16 protein-coding genes are annotated in these 22,398 nt (G+C 38.9%); 9 read left to right on the plus strand and 7 right to left on the minus strand.

The window, feature by feature from the left end:
• Positions 1 to 5: 5 nt before the first annotated feature.
• The 5 genes from B3600_RS07680 to B3600_RS07700 form a co-directional block, all read right to left on the minus strand.
• The gene (locus tag B3600_RS07680) at positions 6 to 3,044 is read right to left on the minus strand and encodes a tetratricopeptide repeat protein (protein WP_115046620.1); all 3,039 of its coding nucleotides are present in this window, start codon (positions 3,042 to 3,044) and stop codon (positions 6 to 8) included.
• Between the two features lie 381 nt (positions 3,045 to 3,425).
• Positions 3,426 to 4,364, minus strand: coding sequence for an aspartate carbamoyltransferase catalytic subunit (locus B3600_RS07685; RefSeq protein ID WP_046672752.1), 939 nt, complete (start codon positions 4,362 to 4,364; stop codon positions 3,426 to 3,428).
• 96 nt (positions 4,365 to 4,460) lie between these two features.
• On the minus strand, positions 4,461 to 5,027 hold the full coding sequence (pyrR, locus tag B3600_RS07690) for a bifunctional pyr operon transcriptional regulator/uracil phosphoribosyltransferase PyrR (RefSeq protein ID WP_115046618.1): 567 nt from the start codon (positions 5,025 to 5,027) through the stop codon (positions 4,461 to 4,463).
• 245 nt (positions 5,028 to 5,272) lie between these two features.
• Entirely contained in the window at positions 5,273 to 6,673 is a 1,401-nt protein-coding gene (locus B3600_RS07695) for an APC family permease (protein WP_286752603.1), read from the minus strand.
• A gap of 149 nt (positions 6,674 to 6,822) precedes the next feature.
• On the minus strand, positions 6,823 to 9,837 hold the full coding sequence (locus tag B3600_RS07700; protein ID WP_286752604.1) for a DUF2723 domain-containing protein: 3,015 nt from the start codon (positions 9,835 to 9,837) through the stop codon (positions 6,823 to 6,825).
• An 810-nt stretch (positions 9,838 to 10,647) separates the two neighbouring features.
• On the opposite strand from B3600_RS07700, the gene B3600_RS07705 reads away from it, so the two are divergent.
• The 3 genes from B3600_RS07705 to pth all read left to right on the plus strand — a co-directional run bounded on the left by B3600_RS07705 (position 10,648) and on the right by pth (position 13,288).
• The gene (locus B3600_RS07705; protein WP_046672755.1) at positions 10,648 to 11,604 is read left to right on the plus strand and encodes a ribose-phosphate pyrophosphokinase; all 957 of its coding nucleotides are present in this window, start codon (positions 10,648 to 10,650) and stop codon (positions 11,602 to 11,604) included.
• 443 nt (positions 11,605 to 12,047) lie between these two features.
• Complete coding sequence (locus B3600_RS07710) at positions 12,048 to 12,644, plus strand: 50S ribosomal protein L25/general stress protein Ctc (protein WP_046672756.1); 597 nt, start codon at positions 12,048 to 12,050, stop codon at positions 12,642 to 12,644.
• An 80-nt stretch (positions 12,645 to 12,724) separates the two neighbouring features.
• Positions 12,725 to 13,288: an aminoacyl-tRNA hydrolase gene (gene pth / locus B3600_RS07715; RefSeq protein WP_070561240.1), complete on the plus strand. Its 564-nt coding sequence runs from the start codon at positions 12,725 to 12,727 to the stop codon at positions 13,286 to 13,288.
• A 68-nt stretch (positions 13,289 to 13,356) separates the two neighbouring features.
• Here the strand turns inward: pth and B3600_RS07720 are convergent, their stop codons facing one another.
• On the minus strand, positions 13,357 to 15,567 hold the full coding sequence (locus B3600_RS07720) for a M56 family metallopeptidase (RefSeq protein WP_286752605.1): 2,211 nt from the start codon (positions 15,565 to 15,567) through the stop codon (positions 13,357 to 13,359).
• 4 nt (positions 15,568 to 15,571) lie between these two features.
• A complete protein-coding gene (locus B3600_RS07725) occupies positions 15,572 to 15,934 on the minus strand; it encodes a BlaI/MecI/CopY family transcriptional regulator (protein ID WP_046672759.1) in 363 nt (120 codons plus the stop codon).
• Positions 15,935 to 16,269: 335 nt separating this feature from the next.
• Here B3600_RS07725 and B3600_RS07730 point away from each other — a divergent pair, with 335 nt between their 5' ends.
• The 6 genes from B3600_RS07730 to B3600_RS07755 all read left to right on the plus strand — a co-directional run bounded on the left by B3600_RS07730 (position 16,270) and on the right by B3600_RS07755 (position 22,395).
• The gene (locus B3600_RS07730) at positions 16,270 to 17,640 is read left to right on the plus strand and encodes a hypothetical protein (RefSeq protein WP_112374864.1); all 1,371 of its coding nucleotides are present in this window, start codon (positions 16,270 to 16,272) and stop codon (positions 17,638 to 17,640) included.
• A 5-nt stretch (positions 17,641 to 17,645) separates the two neighbouring features.
• Positions 17,646 to 18,653 carry an SPFH domain-containing protein gene (locus B3600_RS07735; protein ID WP_112374865.1) on the plus strand — a complete coding sequence of 336 codons (1,008 nt, stop codon included), beginning with the start codon at positions 17,646 to 17,648 and terminating at the stop codon, positions 18,651 to 18,653.
• Between the two features lie 126 nt (positions 18,654 to 18,779).
• On the plus strand, positions 18,780 to 19,025 hold the full coding sequence (locus B3600_RS07740) for a hypothetical protein (RefSeq protein ID WP_046672762.1): 246 nt from the start codon (positions 18,780 to 18,782) through the stop codon (positions 19,023 to 19,025).
• Positions 19,026 to 19,215: 190 nt separating this feature from the next.
• Entirely contained in the window at positions 19,216 to 20,502 is a 1,287-nt protein-coding gene (locus B3600_RS07745; RefSeq protein WP_046672763.1) for a citrate synthase, read from the plus strand.
• Positions 20,503 to 20,754: 252 nt separating this feature from the next.
• The gene (gene nuoH / locus B3600_RS07750; RefSeq protein ID WP_046672764.1) at positions 20,755 to 21,828 is read left to right on the plus strand and encodes an NADH-quinone oxidoreductase subunit NuoH; all 1,074 of its coding nucleotides are present in this window, start codon (positions 20,755 to 20,757) and stop codon (positions 21,826 to 21,828) included.
• Between the two features lie 3 nt (positions 21,829 to 21,831).
• On the plus strand, positions 21,832 to 22,395 hold the full coding sequence (locus tag B3600_RS07755) for a NuoI/complex I 23 kDa subunit family protein (protein WP_046672765.1): 564 nt from the start codon (positions 21,832 to 21,834) through the stop codon (positions 22,393 to 22,395).
• Positions 22,396 to 22,398: the final 3 nt, after the last annotated feature.

Here is a 22,398-nt window from a genome sequence, read left to right on the forward strand (position 1 = left end):
GTATCCTATTTCTTTTTGTTGTTCAATTTATTTAGACGTTCTTTTGCTGCTGGCAAAATATCATCTTTCGCATCATAGTTATCCACAATCGATTCAAGTGTAGCTTTTGCTTGGAAAGTATCCCCCTTACCTGCATAAGCATCTGCCATAGTGATAAAACTTTTCGCTACCCAATATTCGTACGAAGAGAAATTATCAGATAGATCCATAGCTGTCTTAATACAAGCATCGTATTGTTTATTTTCCAATTGCAGAACTGCAACATTGTATTTTGCTTCTGCACCGAAGACGGTACGGCTCTTCAATGCTGCTAAACTGAATTCTTTCATGGCTTCAGTTTTCTTATTCTGCTTCACATAACATTTGCCGGCATACAAGAAAGCATTTGCGATCTCCTCTTCCGAAGACTTCTCGTAATTCTTGACAGCATTGGTATAATTTAAGGCTTCTTTATAATCCCCAATCTGAAAATAAGAGACCATGAGGTTATTTATAGCGAAACCATAGTTAGCCTTATACTCAGAAGTAAGCTCCAGTTTTTTCAACAACTGGGTCGCTTCGTTATATTTCTTTTGTTTCAAATATAAATTGGAAACCGAAATCAATGTGCGTTCTGTATAAGGAGACGTCCAGTCATTCAGGATAATATTGTAATCATGTAATGCATCTTCTGTATTACCCAGAGCTGCGTTACTTTCAGCACGAACAAAACGTGCATATTTCTCTTGATTTGGTTTCGGGAATTTGTCGAAATATGCATTTACAGCTTCCACCGCCCCTTGATAATTACCTCTGGAGAATAAAGTCGTCGCAGTCGAGAATGAGCGTGAATCTTGTTCAGATTTCGAAACGTCACCTAAATTTGTTCCCGTTGCATATTTGATATATCCTGTTGCATCGCCTTTGTCCAAATAGATGTTCTCAATGGAACGCATGGCCTGTCTTGCTTCATCTGTTGATGCATATTGGTCAACTACACGTTGGAAAGTTGCCAATGCAGCATCATTGTTATCTTGATTATATTGAACCAGACCAATCGTCACCAAAGCACGTGGTACATAACTACTGCGCGGATATTTTTCAACCATTGTTTGAAGGCCTGCAATTGCCTGATCACTTTCTCCCATCAAGAAACGTGTATAAGGAATCTCAAAAGCAATATCGTCGGCATAATTCGAACTCGGGAATTGCGCAATAACAGCATTCAATGTTGAAATTTTACCATTGTTATCCCCTTGTAATCCTTGAATAATACCACGTTGGAATAAAGCGTAATCCTGACTAGGAGCTTTAGAAGAGATTAACTTATTGTATTCTGTTAATGCTCTACCGTAGTTTTTCGAAGAGAAATAAGAATCACCTAAGCGTGCAATTGCATCATTACGTGTATTCATTTCAATTCCTTTCGAACCACCAGACGCTAAGAAACGCTCGAAGTAATTTGCCGCCGTGCTGTAGTTACCATTACGGAAAGCCGCATAGGCTAACGCATAATTGGCATAGCCATACACATCCGTTTTGCTAGCTCCCGGCAAGCGTAAGAATTTATTGAAATTTGTAACCGCTTCACCATATTTACGAACTTCGTACATGGCTTCCGCTTTCCAATAGGTGGCTAAAGCGTAAATTTCCTCGTCATAACGGAACTCTTCGGAGCGCATGAATAGGGAAATTGCATTTTCAAAAGCACGCTCGTTATAATATTCCAAACCTCTGTAGTAGGTTACCTTTTGATAAGCTGCGTTTGCTTCTTTTCCACGTTTAGGGATAGATTCCAAAATATCAACTGCTTCGCGGTAGTTTTTTGTACTCAACAATACTTCAGCAAGTAAAGTTTTCGCTTCCTCCAAACGTTTCGATTTTGGATACGTTTTCAAGTATTCTTGTGTAGAAGCCAAAGCCACTTGGTGGAATTCCAACTCATACGAAAGCTTAGCATAGTTGAATAAGCCCTCTTCTTGCATTGCCGGATCAAAATCCAATTTCGAAGCCCGGAAAAATGCATTACGCGCAGATTGCTTATTGCCTTTCTTCAAGAAAGCATCACCTAGGGTAATCATCGCAGACTGATAATAAGCGTCAGGCTCGGTCATTTTTTCCAATTCCGTGATCGCTTTATCGTAATCCTTCAATTTGTAAGCGATGTAACCGATTTGGTAGCTATCCTGATTATTCTGCGTCTTACCTTGATCTTGTGCCTGGAATTTATCGTAATACTCTTTTGATGTTTTTAAATCACCTTTGATAAAGTATGTTGCCGCTATAATACGGAACATCTCTGTTTCATTTTCTTGTTTTGTCCGCGACAAAATTGGCAATGCATAATCCAATACATCGTCGTAGCGTTTATCCAAGAAATACAAAGCAGTGATATAATAGGGGTAACTATTTTCGAATTGTTTGGATCCATTCAAACGCTCAAATTCATTCAACGCCGTTTTATACTCGGCGTCTAAGTAAGAAAGATACGCGTAATAATAGATGGAAGCTTCCTGAAATTCAGTTTTTTGATCTTTCAATCCTTCAAATAATGGTTTCGCCGTTTTATAGTCTTTAGTCATAAAGGAAGCGTATCCATATTTAAAGCGATATTCTACATTTTCTTTACCTGCTAAATTTTTGCTATCGATCTTATTAAACCACTCTAAGGCCTTAACATAATCTTTTTTAGCATAATAGGATTTACCGATTTGAAAATAAGCTGCTTTAGCATTTGCACTGACAGGGAAATCTTTAATGTATTTCAGAAAACGGTTTTCGGCATCGGATTCGCCCAATTCCAGTGCGCAAACTGCTTGATAATACCGTACATTCTCTTTCAACAAAGAAAGTTCCTCTGTTTCGTCCAATTGCAAGTTGGATTTTGTCCGCAAAGCTTCAACACGGTCAAATTGGGCTGAAGCAGAACTAAATTTTCCGCGTTCATACAATTCCATTCCTGTTTTGTACGCCTTGTTGATTTGTTGCCATTCTGTCTGTTGCGCTAATGCTGGCGTCGCCATAACGGTTAATGCAACTCCCACCTGGTAAATCTTCTTATACATAATATGTGAAACCTTAATATGTTATTTATCTGCAAATGTAAATGAATCTCCCTCCAACCCGAGATAAATTTGCTTTTACGGGCGAATTTATCAAAAGCTTCTCAGCCATGAAAGGCTTTAAGATAGCCCCAAATTTATTGAAAATCAATTCAAATCTCCACTTCTTAGGGAGATAGTTTTATTCATTTTACTAAATTATACTTTAATTGAGCTATTTTACACAAAAGTTATTAACATCTGTGAATAATCCTGTATTATAACGGAAATTTTGCACAAAAAATATGCCCGACAAAAAATAAAGTCAGGCATACTATTGTTGCATTAGAAAACAGTGTTATTTAGTCTCACACGTGCATTAACGCAGGGCGAAACCAATTTCAACTATCCGCGTTGCCCTGCTAGTAGATACAAGACAGCCATGCGCACAGCAACACCATTTTCAACCTGATCCAAAATAATTGAATGTTCGCTGTCCGCGACATCCGATGTGATTTCGACCCCTCGATTGATTGGTCCGGGGTGCATAATTGTAATTGGCTTCTCTAAAGAATCCAAAATCTCTTTATTCAATCCATATAGCATGGAATATTCTCTTAAGGAAGGGAAATAGGCAATATCCTGACGCTCCAATTGAATCCGTAACATATTTGCAACATCGCACCAGTTCAGCGCTTTTCTCAAATCATGCTCTACCTTTACACCCAATGAGGTAATATGTTTAGGAATTAATGTGGTCGGACCACAAACCATCACTTCAGCACCTTGCTTTTGAAGACATAAGATATTCGACAAGGCAACACGTGAGTGTGTGATATCCCCAACAATAGCTACTTTACGACCAGCTACATCGCCATAGCGTTCACGAATTGAAAATGAATCAAGCAAAGCTTGTGTAGGGTGTTCATGTGCTCCGTCACCTGCATTGACAATCTGTGCATCAACATGTTTACTTAGAAATACCCCAGCCCCGGCATAGGGATGTCGCATTACAATCATATCAACCTTCATGGCCAGAATATTGTTCACCGTATCGATGAGTGTCTCCCCCTTACTTACGGAAGAGGAGGATGCTGCAAAATTCACGATATCCGCAGAAAGCCTCTTTTCAGCTAGTTCAAAAGACAAGCGTGTACGTGTAGAATTTTCAAAAAACACGTTGGCAATCGTAATATCCCGTAATGACGGAACCTTTTTAATTGGCCTATTTAATACCTCTTTGAAATTACTTGCTGTATCCAGGATCAATTGGATATCGTTCTCATTTAGATCTTTGATCCCCAATAAATGGCGGGTACTTAATTGTTCTGCTACAGATGACATTTTATAGTATATTCAAATATTTACTAATCATTTTTTATTGAAAGTGCCTATTTCCAAAGGTCACCAATAACCTTCAGCTATATCGTTAGGACACCGCTATGAATCGCTAGCTGACGTTTTCTTTTCCGTAATCAAGATAATACTATCCTGATCCTCTGACTCTTTCCAGTTAACAATTACCTTTTGTGAATCAATAGAATCTACCTGTATTCCGATATAATCAGGCTGAATAGGAATCTGTCTAGAGAAGCGGCGATCGACCAAAACAAGCAATTCTATTCTTCTTGCACGGCCAAATGCCTGTACAGCATCCATTGCCGCACGAATAGTACGTCCCGTCCATAAGACATCATCTATAAAGATGACCTCTTTACCTTCTACAATAAAATTGATATTTGTGCTATTTGCTAAGATTGGACCAGTATTCCCTTTCGTACGGAAGTCATCACGATAAAAGGTAATATCCAAATCGCCAACTAAAATCTCTTTTCCGATCATTTGTTCAAGCTCTTTGACGATACGTCTCGCTAAGAAAGTTCCTCGGGGTTGAATACCTATGACGACAGCATTTGAAAAATCACCGTGATTCTCAATCAATTGACGACATAGTCTTTGAATTGTGATTTGAAATTTTGGTCCGTCTAATAAAATCGACTGTTTCATTATGGGAATGTTTGAGCAAAGCTACACTTTTTTTAACAAAAACGAAGCCATGAACGGCAATTAATTTCAATATTTGCATCCAACTTGCACAATAACAAAAAGCGTTTTAAACAAAGTGTAGCGTACTTTCAAGGAAATTTATAAAGCTATTATCCGAGTATATTAACAGGTTTTGCAATCCCATACAACACACTTTTTCAACCGTTTACAGCAAATTCCATAGCATCTTAAGTTATACTGGGAGATTATTCGTCGAGCTGGGTAGGTTTATTATTGCGTGCGAAAAAATATACCGGTACACCGATTAATACAAGGATAAAGCCGGGCCAGGTATATTGTGGCTTATAGATAATTAATAATACACAAAATACAGTACCGATCAGCAGGTACAAGATCGGAGTGACAGGAAATAGAAATGTCTTATAGGAACGTTCCAAATCAGGTCTCCGGACACGTTGAATAATAACACCCAACACTGTAATCATATAAAATATAACAATAACAAAAGATATCATATCCAGCAAGTTGCCATATTGTCCGCTTAGACAAAGTAATGAAGCCCAGATCCCCTGAAGCCATAATGATCGTGCTGGCACATCATATTTGTTATTGGGAATCGCCTGTTTCAGAAACAGTCCATCTTTTGCCATGGTCTGAAAAACACGCGCTCCTGAAAGCGCAAGTCCGTTCACACAACCAAAGGTCGAGATCATGACCAAAATTGCCATCGCTACCGTGCCACTATGTCCCAATATTTTTTCAGCGGCTGCAATAGCTACCCGATCATTGGCTGCAAAAGCAATTTCCTCTCGATTTAATGCCGCCAGGTAAATGTAATTACAACTTATATAGAGCAACATCACCAGGCTCGTCCCGATAACCAATGCCCGAACGACATTACGCTGTGGATTGACAATTTCCCCGGAAACAAACGTTACATTTTCCCAGGCTACACTGCTAAATACAGAACCTACCATGGCAGCAGCTAATGCACCCATCAGTACGCCGCCCGAGATCTGCGACCAGCCTGTACCTTTCAAATTTTGAAAAGAGTCCCAGCCATAAGCCATATTTTCTGAAAAATGATTTTCTTTAATCAAAAACAGACCACCTAAAATCAGTAAAATCAAGGCAATAATTTTTGCTGAGGTAAAGAAAGATTGAACAGCTTTTCCACTCTTGATCCCTCTTGTATTGATATAAGTAAGGAGAATAATAACACCCATAGCAACAATCTGTATCCAGGTAATCTTAAACTCTCCACGCTGAAATAACGGTGCTGCATCATTTAGCTGAGGAATGAGATAGGCCGTAAACTTACCAAAGGCAACAGCTACAGCTGCTATAGTCCCCGTTTGAATAACTGTAAATAAGCTCCAGCCATATAAAAAGCCGATTGGCTTCCCAAATATTTCTGTCAGATAAGTATATTGTCCACCAGCCTTCGGATACATCGACGACAATTCGCCATAGCAGATTGCCGCCGCAACAGTGGCCAATGCGGTCAATAACCAAACTATCGCCAACCAATATCCGGATCCCAGCTGCCGCATCATATCACTCGATACAATAAAAATACCGCTTCCGATCATTGACCCCATGACCAGCATTACTGCATCCCACAATTTTAATTGACGTTTCATCATAACTTAAGCTTGGTTTTATATGGCGTTAAGCTAAGAAAAAATAATCAAAAAAAAGCTGCCCTTTCCTACATCGCATCAAAAAGTATTTCTCCTTTTCGAATGCCTGTAGTAAAGGGCAGCTCCTTTGGGTAAGATGATGTCTCTAATTGTTACTCAACACCATACTGTTGTTTATACGATTTTTCTAAATCGGTCACTTGCTGTAGCAATTGTTTTTCCGAAGTAGAGGCTAAAATACTCTTATAGGCTCCCAAAGCACGTAAAGCCGTTCCAATATTGGAATATTCAAGCTCAGGTTTCGTTTGAGCAATATCTTGGTACCAACGCATATTTTGGGTCATAAACTTCAAATTGCGGTTTACGATCTCATTCGCACGCTTCGTTTCACCAGTTTCATACAGCACATTGACAATTGGAATATAGCCTAAAATATCGCGCATTAAATAAACACGTTTTGGCATTTTCTCGTACGTTTCAACAGCGACTTTGCGCGCCTCGTCCTTATGACCTTCCATCATCAACTGTGTCGCTGTACCACCCATTACGGTATTTGTAATCATGGTAATCATGCGGTAAGATTCAGGATCCAGGTACGAAGCATGTGCCATATTACCCCATTGGTATTTCGTTGTAATGTCTTTATAAGCAGACTGTGTATCAACCAATGTACCTTCCGCCCCGGAAGGAGTTGCAATCGGCATTAAACGCAGTGCAAAGCCCTCTTGGACCAGATATTTATCTAAACCAAGGTAGTTATCATTTGGAACTGTTGCCGCAAAATAAATTGGACGTTTCCAATCGTTATTCAACAATACGTTTAAGATTGATAATTCTGCCCTAGAGATATAATTTCTATTGTAGGTCCAGCTCATGGTATCGACAATAGATTCTTGCCAAGCTTTAGGAACGACATTATTTTTCAGAACAGATTCTTTATTCACCGGAAGGCTAAAGTTTTTGGTTGGCAAGAAGTTTTCAAACTTACCACCTCTCAATTCCAATTTGTTCTTCTGGTCGTCAGACAATAAAATCTGCATGATCAAATCCAGATCCACATGTCCGGGAACCTTCATATCCTGATAATAAAGCACTTCGCGAACGCCTTTTTTGAATTTTTCGTCATCGATATTGATCGGTAAACCTTCGGCCTGATTCACTTTTTGCTTCATCTGGCGCATATACCAGTCCGAACTCAATAAACTTAAGTTCACCACGCGTACATCTGGACGATAATTTTCAACTTCCTGTACATACCACAAAGGATAGGTATCATTATCGCCGTAAGTAAATAAAATCGCATTCGGTGCACAAGATGCTAAATAGTTTTTCGCTAAATCACGTGCAGTTGTTTTCTCCGAACGATCGTGATCATCCCAGTTTTGGAAGCCCAGCAATACCGGAGCACCCAATAAACAAGCAACTGTAGCAGCACCGGCCGCTACTTTACCATCCACTTTTTTGCTTAAATAATCCGCGATAGCGAAAACCCCAAGCCCGATCCAGATGGCAAAGGCATAAAAAGAACCTGCATACGCATAGTCACGTTCCCGCGGTTGAAGCGGACTTTGATTTAAATATAAAACAATTGCTAATCCTGTAAAGAAAAACAACAGCCCCACAATTCCCGCATCACGTTGTCTCTTTCCAAAATGCCAAAAGGCACCGATTAGACCGATGATCAAAGGCAAGAAATAATATTTGTTATTCGAAGGATCAGTCTTCAATGAATCTGGAATGGCATTTTGTCCACCGACATGCATTTGGTCTACAGGTTTAGCACCTGAAATCCAATTACCTTCTGTGAATGATCCTTGACCTTGTTGGTCATTCTGACGGCCTGCAAAATTCCATAAGAAATAACGTCCGTACATGTGTCCAATCTGATAACTGAAAAAGAATTTCAGGTTATCGCCAAAAGTCGGCGACTGTCCTTCCGGGATTTTTAAGTAATCACGATAATATTCAATATGTCCCTGATCTCGTGAACTGTAGACACGCGGAAAAAACATGGTTTTATCGTATTTATAATCCATGCCGTTCTCCACTTTTGTATACTTGTCCTTGTCTTTTCTGTACGTATACGTCGGCTCGGCATCAACTACCTGCGCATCAAATGTAGGTCCGTTTAAAAGAGGCTCACTTGCATATTGCTCACGACCAAGATAGCTTACAAAAGAAAATGCATTATCTGGATCACTGTTATTTAACGTCGGATTTGCTTTTGCACGTACCATAATCATGGCAAAAGAGCTATAACCAAAAATGATAAATGCTGCACTGATCAAGATCAGATTTAGCATCGGTTTGACCTTTTTGATTGAATACCAGATACCATATACGAAAAGAGCCACCGCTAAAATCATGAATAAGTTAAATCCAGTACCGAAGCCCATTCCCAGACTATTCACAAAGAACAGGTCAAAATAGGCTGCCGCTTTAACGGTGTATTGAATGATACCCCATAAAATGAGCGCCAAAACAACGACACCGATCAAGAAAGCTTTGATGGCTCCTGATGACGTGACTGTTTTCGAACGTTTAAAATAGATCACCAAAGCTATTGCCGGGATCACCAAAAGGTTCAATAAGTGAACACCTATAGAAAGCCCCATCACGTAAGCGATAAAGATCAACCAACGATCTGAACCAGCTTCATCGGCGTGGTTTTCCCATTTTAGAATTCCCCAAAATACAACCGCCGTACATAAAGAAGACATGGCATATACTTCGGACTCTACCGCTGAGAACCAAAAGGTATCCGTAAATGCATAAGCCAATGCACCAACAGCGCCCGAGCCGAATATTTTGATTAAATCGGTTGATGTATATGATCCATCAACACCCTTTACAACGATTTTCTTTGCTAAAGCTGTAATTGTCCAAAATAAAAACAAAATGGTCAGACCACTACATACCGCCGATCCTACATTCATCCAGAACGCAATTCGTGTAACATCTCCACCGGCAAGGTTTGAGAATATATTTTGAATCATTAAGAATAAAGGTGCTCCTGGCTGGTGCACAATTTGAAGTTTAAAGGCTGAAGCGATAAACTCGCCACAGTCCCACCAGCTCGTCGATCGTTCGGCAGTCATGACATACGCTAATGTTGCTATTAGCGCACATATCCATCCTAAAAGATTGTTGATTTTAGTATAGTTCATAAAATGATAACTGTAAAAAGTATTATAATACGGCTCGAAAATAAGGATAAGTTAATAAGAAATGAACTTTATTCTGATTTTTTAACACATATTAATTGAAAAAATTTCATTACGCGATCTAATATTGGCGACAAAGAAAGCACGTCCAAGTATACTTGTACACTTTACAACGTGTTGATGGGATCTCCTTACCGAAAAAAAAGGTTAGCACACTGAATTTTCAGGAGCAAACAAAAATTATTTCTTTGAAAATCAGCCCTAATACACTTTTGAGTTCATTTTTATTTGCAGAAATAAGAATAGTCCGTATATTTGCATCATCAAATGTGAACGACATCATCACGATAGCAATCACTTTTGAATTGTTTGTCCGATAGTATAAGGGTAGTACAACAGTTTTTGGTTCTGTTTGTCTTGGTTCGAATCCAGGTCGGACAACAAACAATAGAAAAGGCTTGCAAATGCAAGCCTTTTCTGCGTTATATGCAAGGCTTATTATTTATAAAAGGGTTTAGATTTTTTTAAATTTACATTTTGATTTTTAAAACAAATCTCTATCTTTGCGTCGTCAAAAAGAGAAAAACGGAAACGTTGACTTTTTAGAGACATTGTCCGATAGTATAAGGGTAGTACGACAGTTTTTGGTTCTGTTTGTCTTGGTTCGAATCCAGGTCGGACAACTTTTAAAGTTAAGGTATATGGATTGTGAAAACAATCCATTTTTTTTAATGTTTAACTTTAAAAAACAGTAAGGGAATAAAAATATTGAATAAACGACAATACAATAACCCAACATAAATATACAAAACCATGCCTTTGCAATTCAACACGGTTAAACTATTTGCAGGTTCTGGCACTACAGAACTAGCCGAAAAAATCGCACAATCTTACGGGAAACCACTAGGAGACAAAACATTATCGCGTTTTAGCGACGGTGAGATTCAACCATTCTACAATGAATCAGTTCGCGGAAGTGATGTATTCATCATCCAATCTACCAACCAACCTACCGACAATCTTTTTGAATTATTATTGATGACAGATGCAGCGAAGAGAGCTTCAGCGCATTATATCACAGCGGTAGTCCCTTACTTTGGTTTCGCAAGACAAGATCGAAAAGACAAACCAAGAGTTGCTATTGGCGCAAAAATGATCGCCAATCTGTTGACTGCAGCTGGTATCCACCGTATCATGACAATGGACCTACACGCAGCACAAATCCAAGGTTTTTTCGATATCCCTGTTGACCATTTGGATGGTTCTATCATTTTTGTCCCTTACATCAAATCGTTAAAACTTCCGAACCTAACGATTGCTTCCCCAGATATGGGTGGCTCATACAGAGCGCGTACCTTTGCTAAATTTTTCAATGCAGAAGTTATTATCTGTGACAAACGTCGTAAACGTGCAAACGAAATCGAATCGATGTCTATCATCGGTGACGTAACAGGTCAGGACGTTGTTTTGATCGATGACATCTGTGATACTGCTGGTACACTTTCAAAAGCAGCAGCACTTATCATGGAAAATGGTGCAAAATCCGTAAGAGCCGTTTGTACACATGCAGTGTTATCCGGAAAGGCATATGAAACAATTGAAAACTCGGTATTGTCAGAAATGATCGTAACAGATACCATTCAATTGGATCCAGAAAAAGCAAAACAATCGACTAAAATTAAAGTATTATCAACGGCTGATTTATTTGCAAAAGCAATCACCAGTGTAAATCAACACTCTTCAATCTCTGATTTATTTGAAGTAGAATAATCTTTGCGTTTTAGATCCTAGATATTGGACCTTGGTACAGAAAGCATTCAGCTCAGTGGCCAAGGTCTTTTTTTTTATAGCTTTTTTATCTCGTACACAAGTTAACAATTGATTTATCTCAATTCCTATATTAGCAGGGGATTTAAAGGGGGATTACAAGGGGATAACAGAGGGTTAATAGGGGGTTAATAGGGGTAAACCCCTATTAATCCCCTGTTATTTCCCTGCTAAACGAGCTCTATACCGGTTTTAATATAAGGGTTGATATTAATTTGATCATATATTAGGCTAAACCAAGTAGCGTTGAATAGGTCTGTTCATAGACATGGAAAGATTAAGGACCTTGAATAAGTGCCTGTTCTCGAACCAATAACAATCGTATTTTTTTGATAATATCAGAAATTAGATTATCTTTGCACCTCAAATTTATAAAAAATTAAAAGATGAAATCAATTGCTATTAGCGGTTCTGTAAGACAGAACGTAGGGAAAAGAGATGCAAAAGAATTGCGTTACCAAGGTTTAGTACCAGCAGTACTTTACGGTGGTACAGAGCAAACAGCTCTTTCTGTATCCGCAGCTGATTTGAAACCAGTTCTTTACACTGCAGACGTAATCATTGTTGAATTAAACATTGACGGTCAAACTAAAAGAGCTATCGTTCAAGACGCACAATTCCACCCATTAACTGATTTAGTTACACACGTTGACTTTTTAGAATTATTTGATGATAAAGAAGTATCATTGAATATCCCTATCAAATTAACAGGAACTTCTCCAGGTGTTAAAATGGGGGGTAAATTAGTTCAAAAATTACGTAATTTACGCGTAAAAGCATTACCAGCAAACTTGCCACAAGAAATTGCCGTACCAATGGAATCTTTAGAAGTTGGTAAATCAGTTCGTGTAGGTCAAATTCAATTGGAAAACGCAAAAGTATTGAACAATGCTGATGATACAATCGTATCAGTAATCATGTCTCGTGCATTGCGTCAAGCTGAACAAGAAGCTGCTAAAGCATCTAAAGGTGGTAAAAAATAATCTGAGCAAGATTTTAAAATACTACAGAAAGCACCGAAATTCGGTGCTTTTTTTGTTTATTAAATTTCTATTTTTGCAGCATGAATTATCTTATCGTTGGATTAGGCAACATTGGCAGTGAATATGCCGATACACGACATAATATTGGTTTTATGGTTGCCGACGAGCTGGTTAAACAGGCTGGCGCCAGTTTCTCCTTGCTCAAGTTGGCCTACTATAGCGAATTTAAGCAACGGGGGCACAATGTTACTGTGATTAAACCTACAACTTACATGAACTTAAGTGGCAAGGCCGTCAACTACTACATGCAACAATGCAAAGTTCCAATTCAGAATGTATTGGTGATTGTAGATGATCTGGCCATTCCATTTGGCTCGCTACGCATGAAACCCAAAGGAAGCAGCGCCGGTCATAACGGACTTAAATCCATAGAACAGCTTTGTGGCGGACAGGTTTATCCGCGCTTACGTTTCGGTATTGGCGATAATTACCCAAAAGGTAGACAAGTAGATTATGTACTAGGTCCTTTTGACAAAGAGGAACAAGCCGAACTACCGGCTTTAATTGACCATTCTGTAAAAATGATCCAGAGTTTTATCAATATCGGCATCGAGCTGACGATGACAAATCTGAATACAAAATAAGTCAGAAAAAGCCGAATATATCGGCTTTTTCTTGTGTAACTCTTGTACTTTTATTGTATCGACCTTGTCTATTTCTTAATCGCTTCACCTTGTTCCTTCCCCAACTCAGTCTTAATTACTTTTCTCACTTTTCCCGATAGACGGTCCTTTACATCAGAAGATATTTCAGGGTGTTCCTTTACATAAGACTTGGTGTTCACAATGATGACGCCATTATCCGCCTGATCACCATATAGTGCAGTAGCATTTTGATCTTTTAAGATCGTAATGTTATCAATTGTATTCGGATCCAAATCTTTGATTTTTTTGTCTGCGGCAATCTCTCCGTCGACAACAAATAGTGGATTGCCCTTAGCTCCATGAACTCCGCGAAATTTAATATTACGGGCAGCGACTTTTCCAGATCCATCATCTGTCAATCCGATGATATTTCCAGGGATTCCCTGCGCTCGGCCCTTGAGCTCGGGTCCGTTCGCATCTTCTTTTTTATAACCCATCACAACAACTTCCGAGAGGTTTCCATTCACCTTCATCTTGTCAACGTTACCTGCATCTTCTTTTTTATCATAAGTAAAAGTAAGGGTCTGATTTGTGATCTTTGGTGAACCATTTTTCTTCAACTTAACAAGAATAACTCCGTTCTTCCCTTTTTCACCATATATTGATGCAGCATTATTTTTAATCACATCAATCGATTGGATTTCCGTCCCCGGAATGGCAGACATAATGGTTGAATTAACTTCCTTTCCTTCCACAATATAAAGCGGTTCACTTCTAGGGTCTGCATTGGCACGAACCTCTATCCCAATAGTATTTCCTTTCAATCTAGTCGCGTCTTTACCAATATGAGCTCCTTCTTTCAATTCCACTTCAAGGATGCCATCTTTCCCAACATCTTCACCATACTTATCAATAGCAGCCTTACCCTGTAATACCGAGACTGACGCTATAGCATTTGGATCGATATCATCTACAGTAAACGTTTTTTCCTGCACAATACCATTCATAACACAGCGCAATTTCTTTTGCGCTATATCCGAATGTTGTTGCATCTCGACAGTATTGGCCAAAACTGCTCCGCCAGCAATATCAATTGAAGACTTCGTCCGATACTTGATCAGATCACTATCATTCGAAAACCAGTACTTTGCCAGTTTTCCTTCAGGAATAGCCAAAAACTCTGCTTTAGAGACCAATTTATTATCCACAAAATACTTTTGATCTTTAGAGAAATCAATAGCGGATCTCTTGATTTCCGTAAAATCTTTTGTCTCCACTTGATGTGCTTTAGCCAAAGTATCCGTTAACGAAGTAGCCTTTATATTTGATTGGTCTGTCTGAGATTTTAAATCAACTGTTGGCAACGGAATAGGTAATACAGTTTCATTTGCCTTCTCAACTACACCCTCAATACTACCCTCCGCTTTACTTACTGTAAACGCTGCTCCTGTCAACAAAAATATGGGTAAAAGAAAGGCGTATTTACTCAGCTCTATTTTCGATGATCGCTTCTTGTTCATCATCATAATACGACGTTTTAAAAGTTTAAAATTAAATTGATTGCTCAATCCTACTGAAGTGCCCTTTTTGGACACATTCAATAGGCTGTATTGGTACGTCTGCTTGTCAATTCCTTTATCGAGAACCTGTTGATCAGTCAGGAACTCCAAATTTTGGCGAATGGCCCTGCGCATGAGCCAGACGAAAGGATTGTACCAACAACACACCAATATCATTTCAAACAATAAAATATCCAAACTGTGAAGGCCTTTCACATGAATATCCTCATGCTTAAAAATATCTTTTAGCTCAGCATCCAGATGCTGGTCTTTGTTGACATAGATTTTATTCAAAAACGAAAACGGAACAATAGGAATCAGTACATTCCGAAATAGATACGTCCGCCATTGATCGGACCTCGAATTCAGATGAATTCGCAATAAACTCAATAATTGAAATACAAATTTTAATAACAATAAAACAGCACCGGCCATAAATACGATTTCCACCAACCTCCCTAATGTCAGCTGCTGTTGAACCTCCGGTTCCATCATATAAAGCGAAATTTGCTCGCCTACGACCCCCATATTCAATCCGCGCTGTACAAACAAAGACTTTAAATCCAAAAATGGATACAGGAAAGCAAATAGCCCCCCTACTAAGAAGTAGGCTCTATTTAAAAAATAGAACGTCAAGCCTTTCAACAGTCCAATATATCCCAGATAGATAATACCCAACAACAGATTGACTTGTATAATATAGGTTAGTAGACTTTCCATGCGATTAAGATTTATTATGCTTAATCATGTCCATAATCTCCTTTAACTCATCGGCGGTCAGTTTTTCTTCCTGTACAAAAAAGGAAACCATTTCCTTATAGGAATTTTTGAAATAATCGCCCACAAAGGAATTCATAAACTTAGCCTTATAATCTTCCTCACTCACCATCGGCTCATAGCGTTTGGCATTGGCATAGCGTACTGCCTTCACAAAAGCCTTGCGCTCCAGATTTTTTACTGTCGAAGCCAAAGTCGTATAAGGCATCTTCTCACCTTTTACATTATCCAAGATCTCTTTTATAAAACCTCCATTGAGGCTCCAAATCGATTGCATTGCCTGCTCTTCCTGTGCTGTTAATTTTTCCATATCTTTATCTTCCTTTTTCTAATCTACTACTAATCTACGAATAATTCGTAAATACAAAAAATATTTTTTATTGCCTTTGTGATCTTCACGCAAATAGGGACTTTGTAACCCCTTAAAAAAAAGAAATAGCTCATTTCCTGCGCATTTAAACTCAAATCCGACGAATATAAGTTAGCTGGCAAAAAATTTGTTATACGTTTATTTTAATTCTAAATTCATTCATAAATCGCTTCATCAATGGAAAAAACAGGAGTTTTCGCTGTGTGAAATTGATAGCAATCAGTCGCACCGTTCACTCCAAAAGGAGATGGTTTAAACAAATACAAGAAAGATAAATGGCCAAAAATATCAAAGCGATCAAATGTCCGCATTGTGGTAGTATAAAAATCACCACACTACGCCCCGATTATTACAAATGCGATAGTTGTGGAACAGAATTTTTTCTGGATAGTGATGACATCAATATCAACCACAACTATAACTACCCACGCAACAACCAAGATCAATATAAAGCCATACGGATTGTATTATTTGCTGTTGTGGGCTTTATTGCGCTGATGTTTGTCATTGGAGCCCTAAGTGCTCTATTTTCCAAAAAGCCAGCGTCTAATTATTCAACTTACAGCACTTCCAATACAGCAGAGAAAAAAGAAGAAGCCCAACCGCTGGAATGGAATTACGCAAGTAACACGCTATTTTTGGATAAAGATAATACGCCACATATCGTCGTCGTCGGTAATGTCGGAACCTTCAGGGGGCGAATGGACGAAGGCAAGGACAATAAGGTTTATATTGGGCTCTTCGACCCAAAAACTGGTAAGAAAGAATGGGTTAAGACTTTGATGGAAACTCCCGTCGAACTGTCGAGCAGCGACGTCAAACTTCAGGTATTTGAAGATCAGCATCTTTATATCATCGTCAAATCCAAATATATTTATCAGCTGGACAGAAATACACTCACTTATAAAAGTGTCCTAGAGAACTATGTAAAAGATGCTCCATCTTTAAGCACAGGCATCGCTAAAGTTGAATTTAAATACGAAGACTATGGCTCTGCCTATCAGATTGTCAACAATGAAGGACAAAACCTAGCTTATTACCCCTTAATTAACAAATCTATTCCCGATAAACAACTGTACGATGAAAGAAGGAAAAAGCTGCCCAACCCAACAACAAAAACGGAATTCACCTTTTCAAGTAAATCAAGTTATTACCCAGAAGAAAAAATTCAGTTGATCCAGTACAGCTACCAATATCAATATGGATTTCCCAAAGATAGCCCACGCTTTTCCTGGGATAAGGATTACGGCGGATCAGGTATTTTTACCGACCGCGATCCATACAAAAAGGTCTTGATAAATCCATGGCAATTTAAAGGAGCCCGTCTGATCAGTTTCAAAGACTTTACACCGGGCAGACTTTACTTCCAGCCCGTAGTGGTTGCTCAAAATGACAAAACACTTCTCATTGCGTATAAGCCGACACCTGCTGAGGACGACCCCTTACAGATCCAGTTGCTGGATATAACAACGGGGGCCATACAAAAAACGATCAGCACAGACCTAAAGTCCATTTATGGAAATGGATGCCTGTTAAAGGATGGTTTTATTGTAAAAGACGGGAGCAACTATTATTATTTTGATAATAATGGCAAACAAATCAACAAGTTTGAAGGGTATAACCCCAAATTCGACACACTAAATTAAACACTATGGGACTATTTAATCTTTTTAACAACCAGCTTTCTGAGGTCATTGAGTGGAAAAACCAGGATCCCCGAATATTATGGTATAAATTTCCATCTGAAAGGAATGAGATCAAAAATTCCAGTAAGCTGATCCTTGCTCCAGGGCAGGGCTGCATCCTCGTCTACGAAGGAAAAGGTGAAAACTTGCTGACCGAGGCAGGCACATACAATCTGAAAACGGACAACCATCCATTCTTTACTACTTTAGCACGTTTGCGGCAAAATTTTGAATCAGAACATAAGCTCTACATTTACTTTTTCCGTACAGCCGCTATTGTCAATCAATCTTGGGGAACGGGAACACCTATTAAATATATCGACCCCCATTACAATTTACCGATAGAAATCGGCTTGAATGGTACGTTCTCTTACCTCATTAAGGAACCTGTACATTTCTATAAAAACATTGTGGCGAATCAAAATACGGTTAACACAGCTGTTATTCAAGACATCATCAATAATCGGATCCCCCAACAAATTATCGCGCAGATTGCACAAAAGAAACTGGGTTACAATGAGATTGACAGTCAACTGGGATTACTTTCCAACGACATCAAGACCGCGGTTACACAAGACTTTAATGACCTTGGTCTCGACATTACGGATTTCAAAATCCTAGGAACTCAATTTGATGCCAATACACAACGAAGAATTGGAGAAATCGCCGATTTAAGCACACAAAATCAAGCAGCGCTACAGGCAGGTCTGAGCTATGTTGAATTAGAAAAATTACGGGCACTACGCGACGCAGCTAAAAATGAAGGCGGAATTGCTGGTGTAGGTGCACAACTGGGAGTCGGTATGGAACTCGGAAAGCAATTCGACCTTCAAAAAGAGGAGATCAAAGATCATATTCAGCAAGAGGGTGACTTTGTCGAGAAACTCCAAAAGCTACAGCTGCTGCTTCGTGAGAATATCATTACCCAAGAAGAATTCGACACATTAAAAAAACAGATTCTCAATAAAATCTAGTGTATTACGGGAGATTCAACCTTAAAAGTGATAGCTATCCCATGAGATATTTTAAAATGTAAATCGGTACGATTCAGCTCAATATACTGAGGTCAATCCATTCACAACCCATAAATTAATTCAGCTATGAAATATATATTCGGCATATTATTCACCCTGGTGATCCTTTTCGTTGCCACCTATTTCCTTTTGGGACTTTGGGGTATTAAGCTATTGGAGGCGGAAAACTTCAGCAAAATATTGTGGACTACAGGAATTCTGACACTAACGTCCATTATTCTGGTTTGTTTTGTCATACTACCTTTTTTCGGATCGGGCAAACACGGCAACTACGAAGACAAAGGAAAGGTTGCGCAACGAAAAATAGATTGATATTTTTGCAGAATAAGATAATGTTAAATTTGAATAAATTATTTGCTTATTTAAGTAAATAATTCGTGAATATTATCCAAAATGACGCAGTCATGTCATTTTAATTCCAAAAGAACTTTCAATTTTAAATATCAAATAGTTAAATTTGTGAGATTAGCATAACAAATCAGATATAAGATAATATATAAACATGTCAGATAAAGCATCTATAAATTTAGACGGCACTTCGTATGACCTTCCGGTCATTGTCGGTACTGAAAATGAAAAAGCAGTTGATATTTCGAAATTAAGAGATCTAAGCGGATTTATTACGTTAGACCCAGGATACAAAAATACAGGTGCAACGAAAAGTGCGATTACTTTCCTTGACGGTGAAAAAGGCATATTGAGATATAGAGGATATCCAATTGAACAATTGGCAGAGAAATCGACTTTCTTGGAAGTTGCTTATTTGTTGATTTATGGAGAACTTCCCAAAAAAGAGGTATTGGAAAAATTCAGAGCTGACATCAAAAAGCAAATGATGATTCACGAAGACATGAAAAACTTCTTCGCTGGATTCCCATCCAAATCTCACCCAATGGGCCAACTTTCGTGTTTAGTAGGCGCATTATCGGCATTTTACCCAGAATCTTTAAATCCTAACTTAACTGACGAAGAAGAGGATCAAACGATCATCAATCTTTTGGCAAAAATGCCAACGATCGTTTCCTGGATTCAAAAGAAATCATTGGGTCATCCTGTTGTTTATCCAAAAAACAACCTTGGTTACATTGACAACTTCCTAAACATGCTGTTTGGAGAAGTGAATGATGAAAAAACATTCGATCCTGTGGTGATTGACGCCATGCACAAATTGTTGATTTTACATGCTGATCATGAGCAAAACTGTTCAACATCTACTGTTCGCATCGTTGGTTCATCCAATGCAAACCTTTATGCATCTGTTGCATCGGGTATCAATGCATTATGGGGACCATTACATGGTGGTGCAAACCAAGCTGTAATCGAGATGTTGGAGGCCATTAAAAATGATGGTGGTGATGCTGAAAAATATCTTGCTAAAGCAAAAGACAAAAACGACCCTTTCCGTCTGATGGGATTCGGTCACCGCGTTTACAAAAACTTCGACCCTCGTGCTAAGATCATCAAAAAAGCATGTGATGACATCTTGGAAAAATTAGGCGTTCAAGATCCGGTATTGGATATCGCTAAAAGACTCGAAGAAGCAGCATTGAATGACCAATACTTCATCGACAGAAAACTTTATCCGAATGTTGACTTCTATTCAGGTATCATCTACCGCGCATTAGGTTTCAAAGCAGATATGTTTACCGTATTATTTGCTTTAGGCCGTCTACCAGGATGGATTGCACAATGGAAAGAAATGCGTGAAAACAAAGAGCCTATCGGTCGTCCTAGACAAGTATACGTTGGCCACACAGAACGCGACTACGTTGAATTTTCAAATCGCTAATCCGATTTCGATTTATATCCTTAAAAAGCATCCCTCGGGGATGCTTTTTTTATTTCTACCCCAACCAACATGGAGAACTTTACAGCTGTCCGAAACCACCCACTCGAACACTATAGGATGCACCGTCGTTACGTTATTGTCACGATAATCTACTTGTTAAGTATATTTTAATTTTTCCTTATCTAAATTCCCTGTTTTTCGTTAAGTTTGCGTATTCATTGGTCTCTTATTAAAAATCATTATAAATAAGACTTGTTAGAAACAATACTACATATCTTGGTTCCCATTGCTATTTTCACTTTTATAGCAGCCTTTACCTTATTTGCAGTATATGCCGAGCGTAAGATCGCGGGATTTGTACAAGATCGTCTAGGACCGATGGAAACAGGAAAGTATGGCAGTCTCCAAACGATTGCCGACATTCTCAAATTATTACAAAAAGAATTAATTACCCCCTCATCGGCCGATAAAATACTCTTTAGAGTTGCTCCTATCGTTATTTTCGTTGCTGTATTTACAGGTTTTGCCGTTATTCCCTGGGCCAAAGATTTTATCCCTGCGGATACACATACAGGCTTGTTCTTTATTATGGCCATCATCTCCATTGATGCTTTGGGCATTTTAATGGCAGGTTGGGGATCTAACAACAAATATTCTTTATTGGGTTCCATGCGTGCCATTGCACAGATGGTATCCTATGAAATACCGGTAGGCCTTTCGCTGATTGCTGTAGTGATGCTAACCCAGACCCTAAATTTGAATGAAATTGCTATTGGACAAGGAATTCTAACTCATGGAAGCATTAAATTCTTTGGTTTTTGGGAAGTCAATGAGATCGGAGGCCTTTTCGCCTGGAACATCTTTCAGGCCCCACATTTGATTATTACCTACATCATATTCTTTATTGCTACCCTTGCCGAGTGTAATCGTGCACCCTTTGATATCCCGGAAGCCGAATCTGAATTAGTTGGTGGTTTCCATACAGAATATGGGGGCATACAATTTGCCTTTATCTTTTTGGCAGAGTATGCCATGATGTTTTTGGTATCGATGTTGGGAGTTGTTCTCTTCTTAGGCGCTTGGAATACACCATTACCAAACATAGGTGCAATACGCTTGGCCGATTGGACCACAGGTTTAGTGTGGGGAATATTTTGGACATTAGCCAAATCATTATTTATTGTTGGTATCCAAATGTGGATTCGATGGACATTACCACGGTTACGTGCAGACCAGCTGATGAGTTTATGTTGGAAAGTATTGACACCGCTGGCTTTTCTTTGTATGGCCATCTCTGCAATTTGGCGAATTTTAGTTATAGCATAGGATATGATATTTAAAACAGCTTCGCATGCATTTCGTACGGCAATCAAGGGTTTATCTTTGACTGTTAAGCACTTGTTTGGTGCCCGACGTTCGCGAACAGAATTGAATATCAAGAAAGACAATTACTTTGATCAACAAGAAGGTATTGTCACCGTACAATACCCGCGTGAAAAAATGCCAATCCCCGAAGTTGCCCGCTATCAATTGCAAGTCGATATCGAGGACTGTATTGTATGTGATCTATGCGCAAAGGCTTGTCCTGTCGACTGCATCGAAATCGAAGCTATCAAATCACCGGAAGCGATTGGAAAAACTTCCGATGGCAGCGTTAAAAGACTATATCCGGCCAAATTCAATATTGATATGGCCAAATGTATGTACTGTGGCCTTTGTACTGTGGTATGTCCGACGGAATGTATTACCATGACCAATGAATATGACCGCAGTTCTCAAAAACTGACCGATCTTATCTATGGTTTTTCAGATATGACCGATAGTGAGGTCGCACAGCGCAAAGCAGAATGGACCAAGTTTCAAGCTGAAAAGGAGGCAGCAAAGCAAAAATAAAAG

Source organism: Sphingobacterium sp. UBA2480 (assembly GCF_002341965.1).
GTDB lineage: Bacteria > Bacteroidota > Bacteroidia > Sphingobacteriales > Sphingobacteriaceae > Sphingobacterium > Sphingobacterium multivorum.